The organism is Lactobacillus psittaci DSM 15354 (assembly GCF_000425905.1).
Lineage (GTDB): Bacteria > Bacillota > Bacilli > Lactobacillales > Lactobacillaceae > Lactobacillus > Lactobacillus psittaci.
Genome location: NZ_KE384473.1, coordinates 109,747 through 131,532 on the forward strand (window position 1 = coordinate 109,747; position 21,786 = coordinate 131,532).

21 protein-coding genes are annotated in these 21,786 nt (G+C 35.8%); 20 read left to right on the forward strand and 1 reads right to left on the reverse strand.

The features are described 5' to 3' along the window. Positions 1-9: 9 nt before the first annotated feature. The 9 genes from thiI to H628_RS0104940 all read left to right on the forward strand — a co-directional run bounded on the left by thiI (position 10) and on the right by H628_RS0104940 (position 9,966). Complete coding sequence (thiI, locus tag H628_RS0104900) at positions 10-1,224, forward strand: tRNA uracil 4-sulfurtransferase ThiI (RefSeq protein WP_027825437.1); 1,215 nt, start codon at positions 10-12, stop codon at positions 1,222-1,224. Further along, a complete protein-coding gene (locus tag H628_RS0104905; RefSeq protein WP_027825438.1) occupies positions 1,224-1,928 on the forward strand; it encodes a pseudouridine synthase in 705 nt (234 codons plus the stop codon). Before thiI ends, H628_RS0104905 begins: the two co-directional genes overlap by 1 nt. A gap of 270 nt (positions 1,929-2,198) precedes the next feature. After that, positions 2,199-4,838 carry a valine--tRNA ligase gene (locus H628_RS0104910; protein WP_027825439.1) on the forward strand — a complete coding sequence of 880 codons (2,640 nt, stop codon included), beginning with the start codon at positions 2,199-2,201 and terminating at the stop codon, positions 4,836-4,838. Position 4,839: 1 nt separating this feature from the next. Continuing rightward, the gene (locus H628_RS0104915) at positions 4,840-6,087 is read left to right on the forward strand and encodes a bifunctional folylpolyglutamate synthase/dihydrofolate synthase (RefSeq protein WP_027825440.1); all 1,248 of its coding nucleotides are present in this window, start codon (positions 4,840-4,842) and stop codon (positions 6,085-6,087) included. Beyond that, the gene (locus H628_RS0104920) at positions 6,087-6,767 is read left to right on the forward strand and encodes an HAD family hydrolase (protein WP_027825441.1); all 681 of its coding nucleotides are present in this window, start codon (positions 6,087-6,089) and stop codon (positions 6,765-6,767) included. The genes H628_RS0104915 and H628_RS0104920 overlap by 1 nt, the downstream gene beginning before the upstream one ends. A gap of 35 nt (positions 6,768-6,802) precedes the next feature. Further along, on the forward strand, positions 6,803-7,423 hold the full coding sequence (locus tag H628_RS0104925) for a JAB domain-containing protein (protein WP_027825442.1): 621 nt from the start codon (positions 6,803-6,805) through the stop codon (positions 7,421-7,423). Between the two features lie 97 nt (positions 7,424-7,520). After that, positions 7,521-8,525, forward strand: a complete 1,005-nt coding sequence (locus H628_RS0104930) for a rod shape-determining protein (RefSeq protein WP_027825443.1) — start codon at positions 7,521-7,523, stop codon at positions 8,523-8,525. A gap of 50 nt (positions 8,526-8,575) precedes the next feature. Continuing rightward, on the forward strand, positions 8,576-9,430 hold the full coding sequence (gene mreC, locus H628_RS0104935) for a rod shape-determining protein MreC (RefSeq protein ID WP_027825444.1): 855 nt from the start codon (positions 8,576-8,578) through the stop codon (positions 9,428-9,430). Beyond that, positions 9,430-9,966 carry a rod shape-determining protein MreD gene (locus H628_RS0104940; protein WP_027825445.1) on the forward strand — a complete coding sequence of 179 codons (537 nt, stop codon included), beginning with the start codon at positions 9,430-9,432 and terminating at the stop codon, positions 9,964-9,966. The genes mreC and H628_RS0104940 overlap by 1 nt, the downstream gene beginning before the upstream one ends. A 37-nt stretch (positions 9,967-10,003) precedes the next feature. Here the strand turns inward: H628_RS0104940 and H628_RS07560 are convergent, their stop codons facing one another. Continuing rightward, positions 10,004-10,123: a DUF4044 domain-containing protein gene (locus H628_RS07560; protein WP_081662455.1), complete on the reverse strand. Its 120-nt coding sequence runs from the start codon at positions 10,121-10,123 to the stop codon at positions 10,004-10,006. A 92-nt stretch (positions 10,124-10,215) separates the two neighbouring features. Here H628_RS07560 and H628_RS0104950 point away from each other — a divergent pair, with 92 nt between their 5' ends. From H628_RS0104950 to ftsZ, 11 genes are all read left to right on the forward strand, one after another. After that, a complete protein-coding gene (locus H628_RS0104950; RefSeq protein WP_027825446.1) occupies positions 10,216-10,545 on the forward strand; it encodes a DUF3397 family protein in 330 nt (109 codons plus the stop codon). Positions 10,546-10,704: 159 nt separating this feature from the next. Further along, positions 10,705-11,136: a division/cell wall cluster transcriptional repressor MraZ gene (gene mraZ, locus H628_RS0104955; protein ID WP_027825447.1), complete on the forward strand. Its 432-nt coding sequence runs from the start codon at positions 10,705-10,707 to the stop codon at positions 11,134-11,136. Beyond that, positions 11,136-12,083 (forward strand): 16S rRNA (cytosine(1402)-N(4))-methyltransferase RsmH, encoded by a 948-nt coding sequence (rsmH, locus tag H628_RS0104960; RefSeq protein WP_027825448.1) that lies wholly within the window; start codon positions 11,136-11,138, stop codon positions 12,081-12,083. The genes mraZ and rsmH overlap by 1 nt, the downstream gene beginning before the upstream one ends. A gap of 13 nt (positions 12,084-12,096) precedes the next feature. After that, complete coding sequence (gene ftsL, locus H628_RS0104965) at positions 12,097-12,465, forward strand: cell division protein FtsL (protein WP_027825449.1); 369 nt, start codon at positions 12,097-12,099, stop codon at positions 12,463-12,465. Continuing rightward, a complete protein-coding gene (locus H628_RS0104970) occupies positions 12,465-14,621 on the forward strand; it encodes a penicillin-binding protein (RefSeq protein ID WP_027825450.1) in 2,157 nt (718 codons plus the stop codon). The genes ftsL and H628_RS0104970 overlap by 1 nt, the downstream gene beginning before the upstream one ends. Before the next feature lie 23 nt (positions 14,622-14,644). After that, positions 14,645-15,604 carry a phospho-N-acetylmuramoyl-pentapeptide-transferase gene (mraY, locus tag H628_RS0104975; RefSeq protein ID WP_027825451.1) on the forward strand — a complete coding sequence of 320 codons (960 nt, stop codon included), beginning with the start codon at positions 14,645-14,647 and terminating at the stop codon, positions 15,602-15,604. Positions 15,605-15,608: 4 nt separating this feature from the next. Continuing rightward, a complete protein-coding gene (gene murD / locus H628_RS0104980; protein ID WP_027825452.1) occupies positions 15,609-16,982 on the forward strand; it encodes a UDP-N-acetylmuramoyl-L-alanine--D-glutamate ligase in 1,374 nt (457 codons plus the stop codon). After that, positions 16,979-18,103, forward strand: a complete 1,125-nt coding sequence (gene murG / locus H628_RS0104985) for an undecaprenyldiphospho-muramoylpentapeptide beta-N-acetylglucosaminyltransferase (RefSeq protein ID WP_027825453.1) — start codon at positions 16,979-16,981, stop codon at positions 18,101-18,103. Before murD ends, murG begins: the two co-directional genes overlap by 4 nt. A gap of 25 nt (positions 18,104-18,128) precedes the next feature. Then, entirely contained in the window at positions 18,129-18,983 is an 855-nt protein-coding gene (locus tag H628_RS0104990; protein ID WP_027825454.1) for a cell division protein FtsQ/DivIB, read from the forward strand. 69 nt (positions 18,984-19,052) lie between these two features. Further along, positions 19,053-20,423, forward strand: a complete 1,371-nt coding sequence (ftsA, locus tag H628_RS0104995) for a cell division protein FtsA (protein ID WP_027825455.1) — start codon at positions 19,053-19,055, stop codon at positions 20,421-20,423. Positions 20,424-20,435: 12 nt separating this feature from the next. Next, positions 20,436-21,773: a cell division protein FtsZ gene (gene ftsZ, locus H628_RS0105000; protein ID WP_027825456.1), complete on the forward strand. Its 1,338-nt coding sequence runs from the start codon at positions 20,436-20,438 to the stop codon at positions 21,771-21,773. Positions 21,774-21,786 lie beyond the last annotated feature (13 nt).

Consider the following 21,786-nt stretch of genomic DNA (forward strand, 5'->3'; position numbering starts at 1 on the left):
GAGATGCATATGAAATATACAGAGGTTATGGTTCGCTACGGTGAATTGTCAACTAAAGGTAAAAACCGTAAAGACTTTATTGGAAGATTATGTGGTAATGTTGAGCGTGTCTTAGCAGATTTAGAATCAATTAAGATTTATCCTAAGCATGATCGGATGCACATTGTATTAAATGGCGCTTCTTTTGAAGAAGTTGATAAAAGATTGAAAAAGGTCTTTGGGATTCAAACTTATTCTCCTGTTATTAGAACGGAAAAAACTTTAGCGGCTATTAAAGAGACTTCCTTAGAAATAATGCAAGCTACTTATAAGGTTGGGATGACTTTTAAGGTTGCCACTAAGAGAGCTGATCACCGTTTTGAATATGATACAAATCAGCTTAACTTAATGGTGGGGGATTATTTATTTGATAACTTACCTGAACCTAAAGTTGAGATGAAGCATCCAGATTTAGTTTTACGAATTGAAGTTCGTCAAGATGCAGTTTATATTTCTAATCAATTGCTTCATGGACCTGGAGGTATGCCAGTTGGTACTGCAGGCAAGGCGGTCATGATGCTTAGTGGTGGAATTGATTCACCTGTAGCTTCATACTTGGCTTTGAAGCGCGGAGTTGATATTGAAATGGTTCACTTCTTTAGTCCTCCATACACTAGCGATAAGGCTTTAGCTAAGGCCAAGGAGTTAACTGGAATTTTAGCAAACTACTCAGGCAAAATTACTTTTATTGCTGTACCATTTGCAGAAATTCAAGAAACAATTAAAGAAAAGCTCCCAGAAGGCTATTTAATGACGGTACAACGTCGTTTTATGCTTCGTTTAGCTGATATGATTCGACAAAAACGTGGCGGTTTAGCTATCTTTAATGGTGAATCTGTGGGCCAGGTCGCCTCTCAGACTTTAGAGTCAATGGCTGCAATCAACAATGTTACAACTACTCCGGTTTTAAGACCGGTGGCAACAATGGATAAGACCGAAATCATTCGCTTAGCTGAAGAAATTGGTACTTTTGAATTGTCAATTAAGCCATTTGAAGATTGTTGTACTATCTTTGCCCCACCACGTCCTAAGACTAAGCCTAGAATTGACAAGGCGATTGAATATGAAAATCGTCTTGATGTTGATGGACTTTTACAAAGAGCGATGGACGGAATCGAAATAAGCACCATTAGACCGAATGAAAAGTTTATTGATGATCAAACAGCTGATCAGGACTTACTTTAATGCGAATTGATAAGTACTTAGCTAATATGAATGTGGGCTCACGTAAAGAGGTCCACGATTTAATTAAAGCCAAAAAAGTTACTATTAACGGTAAAATTATTGGCCAAGCAAAAGCACAAGTGGCTGATTCTGATGTTGTTAAAGTTAATGGTGAGCAGATAATTTATCAAAAGTATCATTACTTTATGTTAAATAAGCCTGCTGGCGTTATTACTGCCACTGAAGATTTAAAGCAAAAAACGGTACTTGATTTATTAGACAGTAAAGATTTATATCAGAACCTAAGTCCAGTTGGACGTTTAGATAAAGATACTACCGGGTTATTGCTGATAACTAATGACGGCCAATTAAATCACGATTTGCTTAGTCCAAAAAAGCACGTCGATAAAACTTATTGGGTAGAATTAGATAGTGAAGTAACGCCTAAAGTAGAAGCTGCGTTTGCTAGGGGAGTTACTTTAGTAGATGGTAGTGAATTAGCTCCAGCTAAGCTTTTAATAAAGTCTGAAAATCAAAAACAATGCGAAATTACAATCCATGAAGGAAAATTTCACCAAATCAAGCGGATGTTTGGTTTGTTTGATCTGGGTGTTGTTAAGCTTAAGCGATTAAGCATGGGAAAGTTGATTTTAGACCCTAATTTAGCTCCAGGACACTATCGTGAATTAACTAAAAGTGAATTAAATAGCTTAAAAGATAGTTAGTACGTAATTTTTATGTTATACTTTCTTTTATAAAACAGCATAGCCAAGAGGAGAAGTTTTCATTTACAGAGAACAGCCATTAATTCTGAGAGGCCAGAAGACTTCGGGTAGCTTGGTCAGCTGATAGATTGAACTAAGAGTAAATTTATCCGGATTAGCACCGTTATCGCTTTAAGAGAGAGTTAGTATACATTAGCTCTAACTTAGGTGGTACCGCGGTTAATTAATCGTCCTAGACTTTAGTCTAGGACTTTTTTTATGGAGGTAGAAATGACAGATTTAGCGCCAAAATACAACCCCAATGAGGTTGAAAAAGGTAGATATCAAACTTGGCTTGATGAAGACTTATTCAAGCCATCTGGTGATAAAAAAGCTCACCCATATTCAATTGTTATTCCACCACCCAATGTTACTGGTAAGCTTCATTTGGGCCATGCTTGGGATACATCAATTCAAGATACTTTAATTCGGTTGAAGCGGATGCAAGGCTATGACACCCTTTACTTGCCAGGGATGGACCACGCAGGAATTGCAACACAGGCAAAGGTTGAAGCAAAGTTGCGTAAGCAAGGCTTAGATCGTCACCAAATGGGTCGAGAAAAGTTTGTTAAACAAGTTTGGGACTGGAAAGATGAATATGCAAATATCATCAAGTCTCAATGGGCAAAATTAGGACTTTCTCTTGATTACAGCCGTGAACGTTTTACTTTAGATAAGGGACTTTCAAAGGCTGTTAGAAAGGTCTTTGTTCAACTTTATAACGAAGGCTTAATCTACCGTGGTCAATATATTATTAACTGGGATCCAAAGCTTGAAACTGCATTAAGTGATATTGAAGTTATTCATAAAGATGACAAGGGTGCCTTTTACCATATTAAGTACCCATTTGTTGATGGTAGTGGCTTTGTTGAAATTGCAACTACTCGTCCTGAAACCATGTTTGGTGACGTTGCAGTTGCAGTTGCTCCTGGGGATGAAAGATACAAAGATTTAGTTGGTAAAGAATTAGTCTTACCACTTGTTGGTCGTCATATTCCAATTATTGAAGATCAACACGTTGATCCTGAATTTGGTACAGGTTTAGTTAAGATTACTCCAGCCCACGACCCTAACGACTTCTTAGTTGGTAATCGTCATGACCTTAAGCGTATTAACGTTATGAACGCTAATGGTACTATGAACGAAGAATGTGGCAAGTATGCTGGCATGGATCGTTTTGACTGCCGTGAAGCCTTAGTTAAGGATCTTGAAAAAGAAGGTTACTTAATCAAGATTGAACCAATCGTTCACTCAGTTGGACACTCTGAACGAAGCGGTGTTCAAGTTGAACCACGTCTTTCAACTCAATGGTTTGTTAAGATGAAGCCACTTGCTGAAAAAGCTCTTGAAAATCAAAAGACTGCTGGCAAGATTGACTTTGTTCCAGAAAGATTTAGCCAAACATTTGAACAATGGATGGAAAATGTCCATGACTGGGTAATTTCTCGTCAATTATGGTGGGGACACCGAATTCCAGCTTGGTACAACAAAGAAACTGGCGAAATGTACGTTGGCGAAGAAGCACCTAAGGATATTGAAAACTGGCGACAAGATGAAGACGTGCTTGATACTTGGTTCAGTTCAGCTTTATGGCCATTTTCAACTTTAGGTTGGCCTGACGAAAATGCTGAAGATTTCAAGCGTTACTTCCCAACTAATGCCTTGGTAACAGGGTACGACATTATCTTCTTCTGGGTATCCAGAATGATTTTCCAAAGTTTGCACTTTACTAAGCAAAAGCCATTTGACCATGTTGTTCTTCATGGTTTAATTCGTGATGAACAAGGCCGTAAGATGAGTAAGTCTTTGGGTAACGGTATTGACCCAATGGATGTAATTGATAAATATGGTGCTGATGCTTTACGTTGGTTCTTGCTTAACGGTACAGCTCCTGGTCAAGATACTCGTTTTAGCTACACTAAGATGGATTCCGCTTGGAACTTCATTAACAAGATTTGGAACGCTTCAAGATTCGTAATTATGAACTTGCCTAGCGATGCTAAGCCAGCTCATATGCCAGATGTTGCTAAGTTTGATTTAGCAGATAAGTGGATTTTTGACCGTTTGAACCATACTGTTAAGGAAGTTAATCGCTTATTTGATGAATTCCAATTTGGTGAAGCTGGTAGAGAAATGTACAACTTCATTTGGAACGATTTCTGTGACTGGTATATTGAAATTTCTAAGGTTGCATTAAATGGCGACGATGAAGAATTAAAGGCAAGAAAACAAGAAAACTTAATTTGGATTTTAGACCAAATCTTACGTCTCATGCACCCAATTATGCCATTTGTAACTGAAAAGTTATGGTTGTCAATGCCACATGAAGGTAAGAGTATCTCTGTTGCTAGCTATCCAGTTGCCCACGCCGAATTTGAAAATAATGAAGCTGACAACCAAATGAACTTCATGATTGAAGTTATTAAGGCAGTTAGAAACATTCGGATGGAAGTTAATGCTCCAATGTCAAGTTCAATTGATATCTTGATTCAACTTGATAAAGCCGCTGACAAGAAGATTTTGGATGACAACAGTGAATATGTTCAAAACTTCTTACATCCTAAGAAATTAGAAGTTTCAACTGAAATTGCTGCACCAAAATTAGCTAAAACTGCAGTGATTCCAGGTGCTCAAATCTTTGTCCCATTAGCTGATATTGTTGATTTAGATGAAGAATTAGCTAAGATGGAAAAAGAAGCTAAGCGTCTTGAAGGCGAAGTTATGCGTGCAAGTAAGAAACTTTCAAATGAAGGATTTGTTAAGAATGCACCTGAAGCCGTAATTGCAAAGGAAAAAGAAAAACAAGCTGATTATGAAAGTCAGCTTGAAGCAGTTAAGGCCCGGATGCAAGAATTAAAAGAAAGTCGTTAATGTGAAAAAGTTTGATAAGATATCTGAATTCTTAGATTATCTTTATGCCTTACCTAATCTTCATCCTAAAAGTGATTTATCTTATATCAAGCGTGTTTTAGCTAAGCTTGATAACCCACAAGATAAGGTGAAGACTATCCATATTACGGGGACCAACGGTAAGGGGTCAACTTCTTATTACATTAGTAATTTACTCAAAAAGGCCGGTCAAAAGACTGGCCTTTTTGTCTCACCTTATATTAAGGAGTTCAATGAAAGAATTCAGATTAATGGTAAAAATATTCCAGATGCTGATTTAATTAAGTTAGCTAACCAGGTAGTTGCAGTGATTACCGAAATTCAAAAAGAAGAAGCTGATTTTAATTTAGTAACTTTTGAATTTGAAGTAATTATGGCATTTTTATATTTTGCAAAGCAAAATTGTGATTATGCGGTGATTGAAGTTGGCATTGGAGCAAGACATGACAAGACTAATGTTATAGTGCCACAAGTGAGTGTTATAACAACAATTGGACTTGATCATGAAGCAATTATTGGACCAACTTTAGCTGATATTGCTAAAGAAAAGGCTGGGATTATTAAGGAGAAGACTCCAATAGTATTAGGTAATTTACCTGAAGAGGTTTTACCGATTGTTTTATCTGAGGCTAAGCAAAAAAATGCACCTGTATATTTACTTGGACAAGATTTTAAGTTACACACTGAATCAGTATTTGAATTAACTTCAAAACAAAACTATCGTTTTAATCTTCGGCCTCAAGTAGAAGGTTATGACATTGCACTTAGTGTTAAAGTTTTTGAATTACTTAATCTTCACTTAAGTAAAGCGAAAATTGAAACAGCAATTAATGAGACGCAAATCCCGGGGCGTTATCAAGTATTGCAAACTAAACCTCAGATTATTTTAGATGGAGCTCACAATATTCAAGCAATTGAAAATCTATTAGCTTTCGTTCGAAAGGAAAAGACTTCTGGTAAAGTTTATGTTTTATTAGCAATGATGAAAGATAAAGATATTACCGAGGTTTTAAGCAAGTTTAAAGATGAGCAGGTATTACTGACAACTTTGCCATATCCTAGAACAGCTAAGCTAGCTGATTATCACAAGTTAAATGTAACTTTGCCTTTTGAGCAAGACTACTGGCAAGCTTATCTCAATTTGAAGCAAAAAATGCAATCAAATGATATCCTGGTAGTAACAGGATCATTTTATTTGGTAAGTGCCATTTTGAATAAAGGAGAACAATAATGAAAGTTTCAGGTATAAAAGGTGATATTAAAGGTGTCATTTTTGATTTAGATGGTTTATTAGTTAATAGTGAAAAGTTATATTGGAAAGCTAATATTCAAGCTGCCAAAGAATACAACTTAAATATCCCTGAAGATTCATATTTGAAACTTACAGGAGCTACAGCAGCTGATATGCAAGCTTTCTATCATAAATATTTTGCAAGTGAACATATGAGAGATCAGTTTATTCAAAGAACTGATGACCTAGTTTGGCAATGGACTGATGAAGGTAAGTTAAAATTACAAGTAGGGGTTCAAGCAGCTCTTGATAAATTTAAAGCTTTAAATTTAAACATGGTGATTGCTTCAAGTAATTATCGTAATGTGATTGAACATGCGATTTGGCAAACCGGCATTAGGAATTATTTTGACTTTTATTTATCATATGATGATGTAAAGGAGAATAAGTTGGCCCCAAAACCAGCTGGAGATATTTATGAATTGGCTGCGCAAAAATTAGGCTTGGGTAAAAATGAAGTAATCATTTTTGAGGATTCTTCAACTGGTATTGCGGCTAGTAAAGCTGCGGGAATCCAAGGAATAATGATTCCTGATTTATTACCACCTAAAATGATAGACCGAGAAAATGCTAGTTTAATTTGTACAAATTTTAATGATTTCTTGAAAAAAATAGCTTAGTTTTTTCGTATATAAATAGTGAAAGGAGGAATTTAATGAAAATTCCGAAACAAGATCACTATTTATTAAAAACTGATCAAGAGTTGTTGGATGAGATTTTCTTTTTGCTAAAAGAAGATGGTATTACTACTTTTGAGGATTTGAAAAAGTTTTTAGAGCGAGAAAAGTTAACGAGTTTTAATAAAATTTTTGATTATTTAGCTGGAAAGTCAGAAGAAGCCTTAACGTCTCGTAGTTTTTCTCTTTTGATGCGCTTACGTGAAATGAAGAGTGGCCATCTTGAAAGTTTTGTCTCTAGCCACGAAGTTGGAGGTTATTTAACTGAGAAGTTTCTCGGAGTTGAACAGGAGCAACTGGTTGTTTTTTATTTAGACAATAAAAATCAAGTTATAAGTGAGCGCTTATTATTTCAGGGTACTGTTAATCGCTCAGTTGTTCATCCACGAGATATTTTTCGTTGGGGCGTTTTATGTAATAGTGTTAGCTTTTTAATGGCACACAATCATCCTAGTGGTGATTTAACTCCATCAGAAAAAGATATTGAATTTACACGGCAAATAGAGGCAGCAGCTAAGCTAATTGGAATTAATTATTTAGATCATATCATTGTTGCTGGAAAGCAATATTTGAGCTTTAAAGAAGAGCAATTATATTAAAGCTTATTAAAATACCGTTAAATCCGGCCGATTCTTAATTATCTATGCTATAATAAGTCAAGATTTATTGAGACCAGAATTATAAGGAGAGATATCCGTGTTTGGATTAGGATCAAAGAATATCGGAATTGACTTAGGTACAGCTAATACCTTGGTTTACATGGAAGGTAAAGGGATTGTTTTACGTGAACCTTCAGTTGTAGCTAAAAACACCCAAACTGGTGAAGTGATTTCAGTTGGTTCAGAAGCTAAAGAAATGATTGGTAGAACTCCAGGAACAATTAAGGCAATTCGTCCAATGAAAGATGGAGTTATTGCAGATTATGATACAACAGCAGCAATGCTTAAGTATTTCATGGAAAAGACAGTTGGCAATTCTAAGCCTGCAGTTATGATTTGTGTACCATCTGGTGTTACTGAAGTTGAAAAGCGTGCAGTTATTGATGCCGCACGTGTTGCTGGTGCCCGTGAAGCTTACGTTATTGAGGAACCATTTGCAGCAGCTATTGGTGCTGGACTTCCAGTTATGGATCCAACTGGTTCAATGGTGGTTGATATCGGTGGTGGTACAACTGATGTTGCTACAATTTCTTTAGGAGGAATTGTTTCAAGTCGGTCAACTCGTCAAGCTGGCGATAAGTTTAACAGTGCAATTGCGAGTTATGTTCATCAAAACTTTAACTTATTAATTGGTGAAAGAACAGCTGAAGACATCAAGATTCAAATTGGCTCTGCTTCTGTTGAAAAGGCCGAAGAAATTGAATCTATGAATATTCGTGGGCGTGATTTAGTTACTGGCTTACCAAAATCAGTTGATATCAATGCTGTTGATATTGCTAAGGCAATTCAAGAAGTTGTTCAAGATATTATTGTTGCAATCAAAGAAACTCTTGAAGAAACTTCTCCTGAAATTGCAGCAGATGTTATCGACCATGGTATTGTTCTAACTGGTGGTGGTGCATTGCTTAAGAATCTTTCTGAAGTGATTTCAGAAGCAACTAAAGTACCTGTATTTATCGCACAAGATCCACTTGACTGTGTTGCAATTGGTACTGGTGAATCACTTAAGAATATTGAAGTAATGCGGAGAACCCGTAAATAAAAAAATCGGCTTAGGCCGGTTTTTATTTTAAGAATAGTAAGTTTGGTTTCATGAAAAAGTTTCTACAGAACAAAAAAATGTTGGTAAGTTTTCTTACCATTTTGCTTATTTTAATTGTACTTGGAGTTACTGTAAGTCTAAGAAATAAACGTTCACAACCTTTATTTGGTCAAAGAATGAGCAATGATATTGTTTCAGTTGGTAGTAGGATTATCAATTGGCCGATTTCGGCATTGGGCAGCGGTATTAGTGGATTGAGTGATATCATTAATCTTCAAAAAGAAAATGATCACCTGAAAAGTCAAGTAGATGCTCTTGCCCAGACAAAAGCACGTAATGCGAGTCTCGAAGCAGAAAATCAGCAATTAAAATCAGCACTTAAGATAAAAAAGACATTAACAAGCTATGATTCAGTAAATGCATCTGTTATCTCTCGCTCACCAGATACTTGGTTTGACATTTTAATAATTGATAAGGGTTCCAATGCTGGCATCAAAAAGAATATGGCTGTTATGTCTGGTGGCGGAGTAATTGGTAGAATTTTGGAAGTCTCGGCAGCTACTGCAAAGGTAGAACTTTTAACCACCACTGATAAGTCAGCAAACCGCTTTAGTGTTGAAGCAGATGCCCAAAATGGTGGAAAGGTACACGGTATAATCACTGTTGGAAGTGATTCAGATTCCATTTATTTTACTCAAGTAGTTGATTCCAAGAAATTGAAAAAAGGCACACGAGTATACACAAGTGGCTTAGGAGGACGTTCTCCTAAAGGCTTGTTAGTTGGAACAGTTGCGAAGACGACGCGGGATTCATTCGGTTTATCTGACTTAATTGAAATTAAGCCTGCGGGAAATTTGAATGACCCATCAATTGTTTCTGTAATTATTAGAAAGGTTGCAGATTAATGGCTGAATTAAAGCGTTGGTCAATAGGATTAGCATTGCTATTCTCACTATGGCTTGATGGGACTCTAAGTCATTGGTTAAATAATGTTTTACCTAGTGGTTTTACTGGTGTTAATTTTTGGTCAATTGTTGTTGGTATTTGTCTAATTGGGTTAGTTGATGATCTTAATAACCGTGAGATTATAATTGCTTTAGTTATAGGGCTTTTAGCTGATTTATATTACTTAGGCTTTGTTGGCCCGTATACAGTGGGGTTGCCATTATTAATGTTTACTAGTCAAAAAATCGCACGTTTTATTCCTGAGGTTTTTGTAGTTAGATTAATAATTGTGCCAATCTTTTATCTATTGTTTACTTTACTCTTTTGGTTAATTATGACCACAGCTGGTGTTATCAATGTTGACTTACGTAGTGTCTTTCTGGGACTACTTTATAATTTTATCTTAGCATTAATTTTGACAACTCTTACTTATCCATTATGGGTAAGGTTAGCGAGGGATTATCCCTTTGGAGAAAAATTAGACCCATATCATTAAAAAAGGCAGTGCGTACGCACTGCCTTTTTATTTATTTCTAGAATTGAACAAAATATTGGAAAATAACAGCAACAACTCCAAATAATGTAATTAATGCCATTAAAAAAGCCATAAAGATAGTTAATTTCTGAAATTTTGATTTCTTTCTTCTTGCCATTGTGAAGCCCTCCTAGGTTTGTATTGTAACTTAGCTGGTAATCTTTTGCAATTTTGAGCTAAAATATAAATATCAGTATAAAGGAGAAAATAATGTTGATAATTATCTTAGCGCCAATTTTAGGACTTTTGTTAGCAATGCTTTTAACCCAACTCTTCCCCAAGGCAATGTTTAAAGGGTATGACGTATTACCTTTTTTCTTGATTTTTGCTTGTGAAGCAATTGCGCGCCAGGGACATCGCCCTTCGTTTTTACCATATGGATTTTTATTTTACTTTATTGGTGTAATAATTATAAGTTTGCACATTGCTGTAATTAATAAAAATTTGTCACTATCAAAAACATTTAGAAAGTTGTGGAATTTTTTAGTTGTATGTTCAGTTTTTTGGTATGTAGGGTTATTATTTATTACTCTAATTTGACACTTTGTACCACTATTTTTTAAGTCTCAAAAACGCTGCTATAACAGCGTTTTTTATTTTATCCACAAGAAAAATTAAAATTTGTTAGCAATTATTGGACATTTTGTGGTAGGAAGTGGGGAATTGTGGTAAATTATTAGTTGAAAGGGGGGCTTTGTCATGTTCATGGGTGAATTTCATCACAATTTGGATGCGAAAGGCAGATTGATTATCCCTGCTAAATTTCGTAACCAAATGGGAGAAAAAATGATTTTCACTCGTGGGATGGAAGGCTGCATCTTTGGTTACTCAGAAGCTGAGTGGCAAAAGATTGAAGCTAAGTTGGCTAAGCTTCCTTTAACTAAGAGAAACGCTCGGAAGTTCACAAGATTATTTTATTCTGGTGCAATGGAATGTGAGTTTGACAAGCAAGGCCGGGTGAACCTGACCACAACTTTAAAAGAACATGCCGCCCTTGAAAAAGAATGTGTTATTGTAGGAGTATCTAATCGAATTGAAATTTGGTCTCAAACGCGTTGGGACGAATTTACCGATGATGCAAATGAAAATTACGATGACATTGCAGAAGACTTGGATGATATTGAACTATGATGAAATTTAATCACACGAGTGTACTCTTAAAAGAGACAATTGATAATTTAGATTTGAAGACTAACGGGCTTTATGTTGATGCAACTTTTGGTGGCGGAGGTCATGCAAGGTACTTACTGAGTCAACTGGAAGCGGGAACTTTGGTTGGTTTTGATCAAGATAGTTACGCTATAAAGGTGGCAAAAGCAAATTTTTCTTCCTTTATAACGCAAACTAGCAATCCAAGGTTGGTTTTAGTTCATGATAATTTTAGTCATTTAGCAGAAAATTTAAATGAACTTGGCTATACTGACGGAATTGATGGCATTTACTATGATTTAGGAGTTTCATCTCCACAATTTGATCAACCAGAGAGAGGATTTTCTTATCGATTCGATGCTAGATTAGATATGAGAATGAATCAAGAACAAGAGCTTGATGCTTATCAAGTGGTTAATACTTATTCTCAAAAAGATTTAGCTAATATTTTATATCGATATGGTGATGAAAAGTTCTCGCGTCAGATTGCACGTAAGATTGTACAAAAGCGAGCTGTAGCTCCAATTGAAACAACTTTCCAATTGGTTGATATTATTAAGGAAGCAATTCCTGCTGCTGCTCGTCGCAAGGGGGGACATCCCGCCAAGAAGAGTTTCCAAGCAATTCGCGTTGAAGTAAATCATGAATTAGATAGTCTGAAAGCCTCTTTGGAGGAAGCAATCAAGCTATTAAAACCTGGTGGACGAATTAGCGTAATTACTTTTCAATCTCATGAAGATAAGATAGTTAAGAAAATCTTTAAAGATAATTCTGAAGTTGAAGTACCAAGAGGAATTCCGGTTATACCTGATAATTTGAAGCCAAAACTCAAATTAATAAACCGTAAACCGATTGTGGCTTCAGAGTCAGAATTAGCCAACAACAACCGCTCACACAGTGCTAAGCTTAGGGTTGCAGAAAAATTATAAAGAGGATAGAAATATGGCTGATAGTTCCGCAAGAAATTTGAATATTGAGCCTCAACAAGAGCCTACCAGAAGCTATAGACATGAACAAAAAATGGGTCTTAGACCTAGAACTGTTCCGCTTGATAGACTAGAAAAGGCTATTTTATGTATTGGTGCCTTTACAACAATTGTAATGGCTGCTTTGTTAGTATCGACTAGTGTTGCTGCGACGAGTGCACAGCATGATTTAGCAAATTATGAATCTAAATTAACTTCTAGTCAAAATACTGCAACCAATTTACGTCAAGAAATTGGAGAATTAACTTCAACTTCTCGTATGAATCGAATTGCAAAAGAAAAAGGCCTTACCTTAATTGAAGGCAATATCAGGACTGTTGATTAATGAAAAAGTATAATTTAAGACAGATGAAATCCAAAGCCCACGGCTACCGATTTACGGTGGGGAGAATTCTCCAATTAGTCGTAGCTTTGGTTTTTCTTGTATTTTTAGGTAGATTTTTATATATCAGTATTTCCAAGCAAGTAGCTGGTGAGAATTTAAGTCAGAGAACTAAAGCCTTATATCAAAGGAATGAAGTATTGAAGGCTACCAGGGGGACAATCTTTGATCGTAATGGTTTTACACTTGCTGAAGATTCACATGTTTATACGGTCTATGCAATTTTAGATAAAAGTTCAATTAACTATAAAAATAAGCCGGAATATGTTGTTGATAAACATAAGACAGCTAAAAAATTGGCTACCGTATTACCTTTATCGGAAAGCAAGATTTATGACTATTTGACCCCTAAGACTAAGGTTTTTCAGGTTCAATTTGGAATTGGCGGCAGTAATCTTTCTTTAATGCAGAAAGAGAAAATCGAAAAAATGCATTTACCCGGCATTAAATTTATTGAAATGCCATCTCGGTTGTATCCTAATGGGGTTTTTGCTTCACATATTGTTGGTTTAGCTAATTCTGAATATGATAAAAAGACTAATTCCACTAGTTTAGTTGGAACAATGGGAATAGAAGCTTACTATAACAAGTATCTTGCTGGAAAAGATGGGTATCAAGAAAGCAGTGTTGATGCTTCTAATTACCAACTTCCTAATGGCACTAGTGCCTATAAAGCAGCAAAAAATGGGGATAACATTTATTTAACGTTAGATTCGCAGTTACAGAATTATCTCGAAAATCTGTTAACTAATGTGCAAAATAAATATAAACCTAAGGCTTTAACTGCGGTTGTGGAAGACTTGAAGACCGGAAAAGTCTTAGCAGCATCCCAGCGTCCAACCTTTGATCCGGAAACTAAAAGTGGATTAACTGGTTCATATCGTAATATCTTAGTACAAGATACTTACGAACCTGGGTCGGTCTTTAAGATATTATCTTTATCTGCAGCTGTAAATAGTGGACATTACAATCCAAATGAATTGTATAAATCTGGTTCTATTACCTTAAATGGTTCAACTATTCACGACTGGAATACTAGTGGCTGGGGATCAATCCCATTTTCACAAGCGTTCCCACGTTCAAGTAATGTCGGAATGGCTACATTGGAACAAAAGATGGGAAATAAGACCTGGAAGGAATATTTGAAGCGTTTCAGAATCGGTCAGCTTACGCATGTTACTTTGCCTGGTGAACAAACTGGAACTTATACTATTAATAATGCCTTACAAGGTGGTGTAACTTCCTTTGGACAAGGGGTAACAGTAAATGTAATGCAAATGATGCAAGTTTATTCTGCTTTGGCCAATAATGGTCAAATGGTTAAGCCTCAGTTTGTTGAAAAGATTGAAACACCTACAGGTAAAGTGATTAAGAAGTACAAAACTATTAAAGTTGGGAAGCCTGTCTTTAGTGCAGCTACATCTAAAGTGGTTTTGGAAAATATGCAAAATGTATTAAACGAAAAATATGGTACAGGTGTTGCTTACAAGATTAATGGTAAGAGTATCGGCGTAAAAACTGGGACTGCTCAGATTGCAGGTAAAAGTGGTTATTTGACTGGTGCCAATAACTATATCTTTTCAGTTGTTGGGGTAACGCCAGCAACCAAGCCTAGATATGCTATTTATCTTACAATGAAGCAACCTCAAAAGATGACTGAACCAGCAGAAACAATTTTAGCTTCTATTTTTAAGCCAATGATGAATCGTATAATTATGATGAACTCAAAGATGTTACGAGCAAGTTCTGCGAGTGTCGAAGTACCACAATTTATTGGGTTGACTTATGATAAGGCTAAACAAAGTGCAGAAGATAATTCCTTATCAATAGTTAAACTTGGTAGTGGAACAGTGGTAACTAATCAGTTAGTTAGTCATGGACAAAAAATTCAAAGTGGATCCAAGGTGTTCTTATTGACCTCAGGAACAATCACTTATCCTAACTTTACGGGTTGGAAAATAAGTGAAGTCGAACAATTCGCTCAATTAGCTGGAATTAAAGTTAAAATTAAAGGCTCGGGAACAAAAGTTAAGAGCCAAAGTGTCGTCAGTGGAAAACAAGTTAAAGCTGGCGAAACAATAGAAATAAATGGTAAATAATATTTGAAAGGGTTTAGGTTCAGATGAGCTATAGTATTTTTGCCTTAACATTTAGTATGGTTTTGACAGCAATCTTTTTACCTTGGTTGATTATCTTTATGCATTCGCATCATGAAGGACAACCAATTAGAGAAGAAGGGCCAAAATCACATCAAAAAAAAGCAGGTACTCCTACTATGGGAGGGACAGTATTTATTTTAGCTGCTGTAATTAGTAGCTTAATTGTTTTGCTTTGGCGCCAAAGACTAACTAATAGTGCTATTATTTTAATTATTGCTCTGTTAGGACATGGGTTGATTGGCTTTTTAGATGATGGACTGAAAATTATTTGGAAGAAGAATTTGGGATTAAGAGCTTGGCAAAAATTACTATTACAAATTTTTATTGCAGTAGTATTAGTCTTAATAGCCAGCTTCGATAAGTTCAACTTTAAGTTAATTATTCCATTTTTTGGTGTTGCTACAGGTACCATTATCTTTGTCTTATTTACCATCTTTTGGCTAGTGGGCTTTTCAAATGCTGTTAACTTATCAGATGGACTTGACGGATTAGCTACTGGATTATCAATTGTAAGTTATGGCATTTATAGTTATTTAGCTTTTCAAGCTGGTAATTTTACTATTTTAACTGTTTGTTTGAGTGTGATTGGAGGTTTATTAGTCTTCTTAGTCTTCAATCATAAGCCGGCTAAAATTTTTATGGGTGATGCAGGTTCACTAGCTTTAGGTGGGGGTTTAGCAGCAGTTGCCATTTTGTTAAACCGGCCATGGTCACTTCTTTTAGTAGGTCTAGTTTATGTTTGTGAAACAGCTAGTGTTATGATGCAAGTTGCCTCATTTAAGTTAACTCACAAACGAATTTTTAAGATGACACCAATTCACCACCACTTCGAGCTTTCAGGTTGGAGCGAATGGAAAGTTGATATTGTCTTTTGGATTGTACAATTATTAGCAGGAATCTTATATTTATTAATCTGGGGATAAAAAAATGAAAGCTATTCAAACTTATAATGGAAAAAATGTTTTAGTTTTAGGTTTAGGAAAAAGTGGTTTTGCAGTCAGTGAATTATTGTTAAAGCTTGGTGCAAAAGTTACTTTAAATGACAAGCAAGATTTAAGTAAAAATGAGCATGCACATGAACTTGAAAAATTAGGTGTGCGTGTAATTGGTGGAACTCATCCAATTGAGTTACTTGAACAAGAACAGTTTGACTACTTTGTTAAAAATCCAGGTATTCCTTATGAGAATCCTATGGTTAAAAAGGCAGAACAATTAGAGATTCCGATTATTACTGAACCTGAAGTTGCATTATCAGCTAGTGAAGCACCTTTTGTTTGTGTTACTGGTTCTAACGGGAAAACGACTACGGTTATGCTTACTCAAGCTATTTTAGACCATCACTTAGTAAAAGCAGGTCATCATGCTTATGCCGTTGGTAATATTGGGGTACCAATTTCAGAAGTAGTTCAAAAAGCAACTAAAGACGATATTTTAGTCGTAGAAATTTCAAGTTTCCAACTATTAGGTGTTACTGATATTAAGCCAAAGGTAGCAGCTATTGTTGATATTTATCCAACTCACCTTGATTATCACAAGACTATGGAAAATTATATTCAAGCTAAGCTTAATGTAACTCGCTTCCAAGGGGACACTGATTACTTTATTGCAAACTATGATCAAAAAGATATCTTTAAACGAGAAAAAGATTTAACCAAGGCCCAAATTCAAACCTTCAGTATGACAGATGCTGATGCGACTTACCATGTGGGTAGCGAATATCTTGAAAGCGCTAGTGAAAAGATTATGAAGATTAGCGATATTAAGCTACCTGGTAGACATAATTTACAAAATAGCATGGTTGCAATTGCTATTAGTAAAATTATGGGTGCGGACAATAGCGATATTCAAGCTGTGTTATCTACTTTTGCAGGAGCTAAGCACCGCTTGCAATATGTCACTACATTAAACGGAATTAAGGTTTATAACGACTCTAAAGCAACTAACATTGAAGCTGCAACAGTAGCAATTAAGGCTTTCAACCAACCAGAAGTTCTAATTGGTGGTGGTCTTGATCGTGGTTTTACTTTTGATCCACTAGTAGATTTATTCAAGAAACATGTTAAAAGTATTGTCTTATATGGTGAAACTAAGTATCTGCTAGCAGATGCTGCAAGAAAAGCTGGAATTAAGGCAATAAAAATTGTCGATACCCTTGAAGAAGCGGTTCCAGTAGCTTATGATTTATGTGAAAAAGGGGATATCTTGTTATTTTCACCAGCATGTGCATCATGGGATCAATTTAAGACCTTTGAGCAACGTGGTGACTGTTTTGTAAGTTATGTGAAGGAATTGAAAGCATGAGAATAATTTTTACCGGTGGAGGTACCGGTGGTCACATTTATCCAATTATGGCCTTAATTGAAAGATTGAAAGAGACAGGAATTTCAAGTAATGATGAAATTCTATTTGTAGGAACTAAAAAAGGCTTGGAATCAAAAATCGTTCCAGCAGCTGGAGTGAATTTTAGAACAATCAAAATTCAAGGCTTTAGTAGAAAACATTTACTTAAAAATGTCGAAACCATTAAGTTATTTCTTGCAGCAACTAAAGAAGCCAAGAAAATTTTGACCGAGTTCAAACCAGATATAGTAATGGGAACTGGTGGCTATGTATCAGGTGCCTTGGTTTATGAAGCTGCTAAAATGAAAATTCCTACTTTGATTCATGAATCTAATTCGGTTGTTGGTTTAGCTAATAAGTTTTTGGGCCACTATGTTGATAAAATTTGTTACACCTTTTCAGATGCTGAAAAGCAATTCTCAGAGAAGAAAAAACTTATTAAGACAGGTAATCCAAGATCACAACAAGTCTTAAGTATCAATAGTGAAAAAGTTGATTTAGCAAAGAAATTTGATTTAAATCCACATATGCCAACAGTCCTTGTTTTTGGTGGTTCAAGAGGAGCACTGACAATTAATCAAGCGATGATTGCGGCTTTATCTGAATTGGATGGGAAGCCTTATCAAGTAATTTGGGCTACCGGACAGTTGTATTATGGCTCAATCAAAGAAAAGTTAGCTAAGAAGCAAGTACCACGTAATTTAAAGATTGTGCCATATATAGACAATATGCCAAGTCTGTTACCTGAGATGTCTTGTGTTGTTTCTCGTTCGGGTGCTACAAGTTTAGCTGAATTTACTGCTTTAGGAGTTCCTGTGGTTTTAATTCCAAGTCCTAATGTTACGCACAATCATCAAATGAAGAATGCTCAGGATTTAGAAAAGGCTGGAGCTGCTTTGGTGATTGCTGAAAATGACTTGAACCCAAACAATTTTGTTTCATCAATTGATCATATTTTGTTAGATAGCGCTTATGCAAAGAAGATGAGCGAGGCATCTAAGCGATTAGGTGTTCCTGATTCTTCAGATCAAGTAATTAAAGTTATGAAAGAACTAGTTGCTAGTCATAAAAATAAGGACTAAGTCGTTAGGATAGGAGATGAGGCAGATGACAAAAAGAAAATTTACTAAAAAAGACCCTAAACAAGAATTAGCTTCTTTTTTAGAGCATCGATCTAATAACCAAAATCAAAGACCAACAAATAATAAGGTTTCTGCCTCATTGACTAAACTAAATGGTGAGAGACGACGTGCTTTAAGAAGAAGGCTAGGCTTCATTATATTTGTTTCAGTTTTGAGTATTAGTGGTTTAAGTTTCTTTGTTTCGCCTAGTGCACAAGTTAGAAAAGTTACTGTTTATGGTGCTAATGAAATTGAAGCAGAGAAATTAGTTAATAAGGCTGGTATTAAACCAACTGATCAAGTTGCTAGTTATCTTTTTGGACACAAGGAGATAACTAAGAAGTTAAAACGAGCTTATCCCGAGATTAAATCAGCTAATGTGAAAATTAGTCAGATCAATCATCTGTCTTTAATAATTCAAGAACATTCTGTTATTGCTTATATTAAGACAGGAACTTCTTACTATAAGATTCTTAATACTGGTAAGCTTTCTAAACAAAAGCTTAGTTGGGATGAAGTGGATCATAGTAAACCTTTGTTTATTGGCTATAATCAAACAGTTTCTTTACAAGAAGATTTGGCGGCTCTTAGAAGCTTACCAACAAATTTAAAAAAGCAGGTCAAAATGTTATCTGGTAAAACTAAACGCCCTAGTCAGATTGTCTTACTAATGAAAGATGGTAATGTTATTATTGGTAATGTAAATACAATTGCTGAAAAGATTAAATATTATCCTGAAATAAAACAAAATCTGACTGAAAAGAGCATAATTGACTTTGAAGTTGGAGCTTATTCGAGAACGATGACAAACGAAGAAAAACAAACATTTGGAATTAATTAATTAATATTAGTTGATATGTGAATATTATGATATATTCTTAATTAGGTAACTATTAATGGGGGCGTTATTGTGAGTAATTCAACATTATTGGTTGGATTGGACATTGGTACAACTGCAGTTAAAGCAGTTGTAGCTGATGCCTCAGCCAACGAAATTCAAGTGATTGGTGCAGTTACAGAACCAACAAAGGGAATGCGACAAGGCAAGATAGTAGATATTGATCAAACTGCAGTAGCTATTGGTCAAGCTTTGAAAAATGTTGCACAAAAAACAAATGCAAAAATTTATCGAGTTGTTACTGGAATTCCAGTAGGCATGTTGCAGCTTGAAACTGCTAGTGGACTCATAAATATTGGTGAAAACGGCCGTGAAGTTACGGATAATGATGTACGCCGAGTTTTAGAAGTAGCAATTAAGCGTGCGCAAAAATCTGGGCGTGATCCGATTACCTTTTTGCCAAGTAAGTTTTTAATAGATGGTAAGACGGATGTTGATGACCCTCAAAAAATGATTGCACATTCATTAGAAGTGCATGGTATCTTATTGACTGCACCAACTACTGATTTGCATAATATCAAAAAAGCTATTGAACGTGCTGGATATGAAAATAATTTCTTTGTTCCGACCCCATTAGCAATTGCGAGCGTTGCCCTTGATGAGGGTGAAAGAACCTTTGGATCGATTATTCTTGACTTAGGTGGTGGCACTACAACAGCAACTGTTATTCATGAAAATAAAATAAAGTATGCGACAATTGATTTAGAAGGTGGTAATGATATTACCAAAGATATTTCTGTTGTTTTGGGTACCTCTAAGCACGATGCTGAACAAATTAAACTTGATTATGGTTCAGCTGATCCAGAACTTGCATCAAAAGATGACAAGTTTGCGGTTAAATCAGTTGGTCAAAGTGAACAACAAATGGTTAGTGAAAACTACTTAAGTCAGATAATCGCTGCCAGACTTGATCAGATTTTGAGTCGAATTGGAAAAGGGTTGGAGAGTCATGATGCATTCAATCTCCCTGGTGGCGTTATTATTACTGGTGGTGCAAGTAGTTTGCAAGCTGTTGATCCGGTTGTTCAAGATAAGTTTGATGTGAAAACTAGAATTTATCAACCCGAGCAAATGGGCTTACGGAACCCAGCTTATGCAGCTAGTTATGGTGTGGTAAATTACGCTTATCATTTAAGTGAAATTGACTTTTTAGCAAATAATGTTATTTATGGTAAGCAAATTTCAAAAGCTGAAGCTGATTTAAAATTTGAAGATAATCATACCAAGATTTTTAAAAGAAAAGCAGAAGTTAGTGAAAATAAGCCCAAAGAAGCTTATAATGATAATGTAGCGCCTCGCGTAAATCGTGATCAAAAAGGTGCAGAAAAGTCAGAAAGTAATAAAAAAGGTCTCAGAGAATTCTTTAAGAAGTTCTTTGATTAAAGGTGGTAAAGCATGGATTTTACATTCGATCAAGATGACAACAAGAATGCTGTTATCAAGGTAATCGGCGTCGGTGGAGCCGGTGGTAATGCAGTTAATAGAATGATAGATGAAGGTGTTCAAGGCGTTTCATTTATCGCTGCTAATACTGATGTACAAGCATTGAATAGTAACAAAGCAGAAAATAAGATTCAACTTGGGCCTAAGCTTACTCGTGGATTAGGTGCAGGTTCTCATCCTGAAGTTGGACAAAAAGCTGCTGAAGAAAGTGAACAAACTATTGAAGATTCACTTAAGGGAGCAGATATGATTTTCATCACTGCCGGAATGGGTGGTGGTACTGGAACTGGTGCTGCTCCTGTAATTGCAAAAATTGCTCGTGAAACTGGTGCCCTTACTGTTGGTGTAGTTACACGACCATTTACTTTTGAAGGACCTAAGCGTTCTAAGAATGCGGCAGAAGGTATTACTCAATTGAAGCAATACGTTGATACTTTAGTTATCATTGCTAACAATCGTTTGCTTGAAATGGTCGATAAGAAGACACCAATGATGGATGCATTTAAGGAAGCAGATAACGTTTTACGTCAAGGTGTTCAAGGTATTTCAGATTTGATTACCTCAACTGACTATGTTAACTTGGACTTTGCCGATGTTAAGACTGTCATGGAAAACCAAGGCGCTGCTTTAATGGGTATTGGTCGTGCTAGTGGTGAAAATAGAACTGTTGAAGCTACTAAGAACGCCATCTCATCTCCATTGCTTGAAGTATCAATTGATGGGGCTAAGCAAGTGTTGCTTAATATTACTGGTGGACCTGATCTTACTTTATTTGAAGCTCAAGATGCTTCAGAAATTGTATCAAAGGCTGCTGGTGATGGCGTCAATATTATCTTCGGTACTTCTATCAATGCCAACTTAGGGGATGAAGTAGTAGTTACGGTAATTGCTACAGGTATTGATTCCAAGGCTGAAGAATTAGCTTCAAAAGAACTTCCTGGTCGTAGAAGAATGCAACAAAAACCTACTTCAAAGCCTGAAATTGAAGTGAGTGAACCTGCATCAGCACCAAAAGCTCCTGTAGAAGAAAAGACTCAAACACCAGAACAACCAACTGAAACTGAAAGTCAACCTAAATCTGAAACTATGGTTGATCCAACTAGTGTTTGGAATTTAGATAGTAATTCAAGTCGTCGTACACAAATTTCCGAAGATGCCAAGAAGACTTCTGATGATACTTTTGATTCATTCAATGGCAATGATCAAGAAAGCATCTCACAAATCGAAACAAGTGCAGATAACAATGATGACAATGATGATATTCCATTTTTCAAGCACCGTAATCAATAATATGAAAGGTGAT

Excerpts from the sequence above, each read along its gene's own strand:
- rsmH (WP_027825448.1), top strand. The coding sequence starts at position 11,136 with ATGAAATTTAATCACACGAGTGTACTCTTAAAAGAGACAATTGATAAT.
- thiI (WP_027825437.1), top strand. The coding sequence starts at position 10 with ATGAAATATACAGAGGTTATGGTTCGCTACGGTGAATTGTCAACTAAA.
- murG (WP_027825453.1), top strand. The coding sequence starts at position 16,979 with ATGAGAATAATTTTTACCGGTGGAGGTACCGGTGGTCACATTTATCCA.
- H628_RS0104910 (WP_027825439.1), top strand. The coding sequence starts at position 2,199 with ATGACAGATTTAGCGCCAAAATACAACCCCAATGAGGTTGAAAAAGGT.
- mraY (WP_027825451.1), top strand. The coding sequence starts at position 14,645 with ATGAGCTATAGTATTTTTGCCTTAACATTTAGTATGGTTTTGACAGCA.
- H628_RS0104940 (WP_027825445.1), top strand. The coding sequence starts at position 9,430 with ATGGCTGAATTAAAGCGTTGGTCAATAGGATTAGCATTGCTATTCTCA.
- H628_RS0104925 (WP_027825442.1), top strand. The coding sequence starts at position 6,803 with ATGAAAATTCCGAAACAAGATCACTATTTATTAAAAACTGATCAAGAG.
- H628_RS0104920 (WP_027825441.1), top strand. The coding sequence starts at position 6,087 with ATGAAAGTTTCAGGTATAAAAGGTGATATTAAAGGTGTCATTTTTGAT.
- H628_RS07560 (WP_081662455.1), bottom strand. The coding sequence starts at position 10,123 with ATGGCAAGAAGAAAGAAATCAAAATTTCAGAAATTAACTATCTTTATG.
- murD (WP_027825452.1), top strand. The coding sequence starts at position 15,609 with ATGAAAGCTATTCAAACTTATAATGGAAAAAATGTTTTAGTTTTAGGT.
- mraZ (WP_027825447.1), top strand. The coding sequence starts at position 10,705 with ATGTTCATGGGTGAATTTCATCACAATTTGGATGCGAAAGGCAGATTG.
- ftsL (WP_027825449.1), top strand. The coding sequence starts at position 12,097 with ATGGCTGATAGTTCCGCAAGAAATTTGAATATTGAGCCTCAACAAGAG.
- mreC (WP_027825444.1), top strand. The coding sequence starts at position 8,576 with ATGAAAAAGTTTCTACAGAACAAAAAAATGTTGGTAAGTTTTCTTACC.
- H628_RS0104950 (WP_027825446.1), top strand. The coding sequence starts at position 10,216 with ATGTTGATAATTATCTTAGCGCCAATTTTAGGACTTTTGTTAGCAATG.
- H628_RS0104970 (WP_027825450.1), top strand. The coding sequence starts at position 12,465 with ATGAAAAAGTATAATTTAAGACAGATGAAATCCAAAGCCCACGGCTAC.
- H628_RS0104990 (WP_027825454.1), top strand. The coding sequence starts at position 18,129 with ATGACAAAAAGAAAATTTACTAAAAAAGACCCTAAACAAGAATTAGCT.
- ftsZ (WP_027825456.1), top strand. The coding sequence starts at position 20,436 with ATGGATTTTACATTCGATCAAGATGACAACAAGAATGCTGTTATCAAG.
- H628_RS0104905 (WP_027825438.1), top strand. The coding sequence starts at position 1,224 with ATGCGAATTGATAAGTACTTAGCTAATATGAATGTGGGCTCACGTAAA.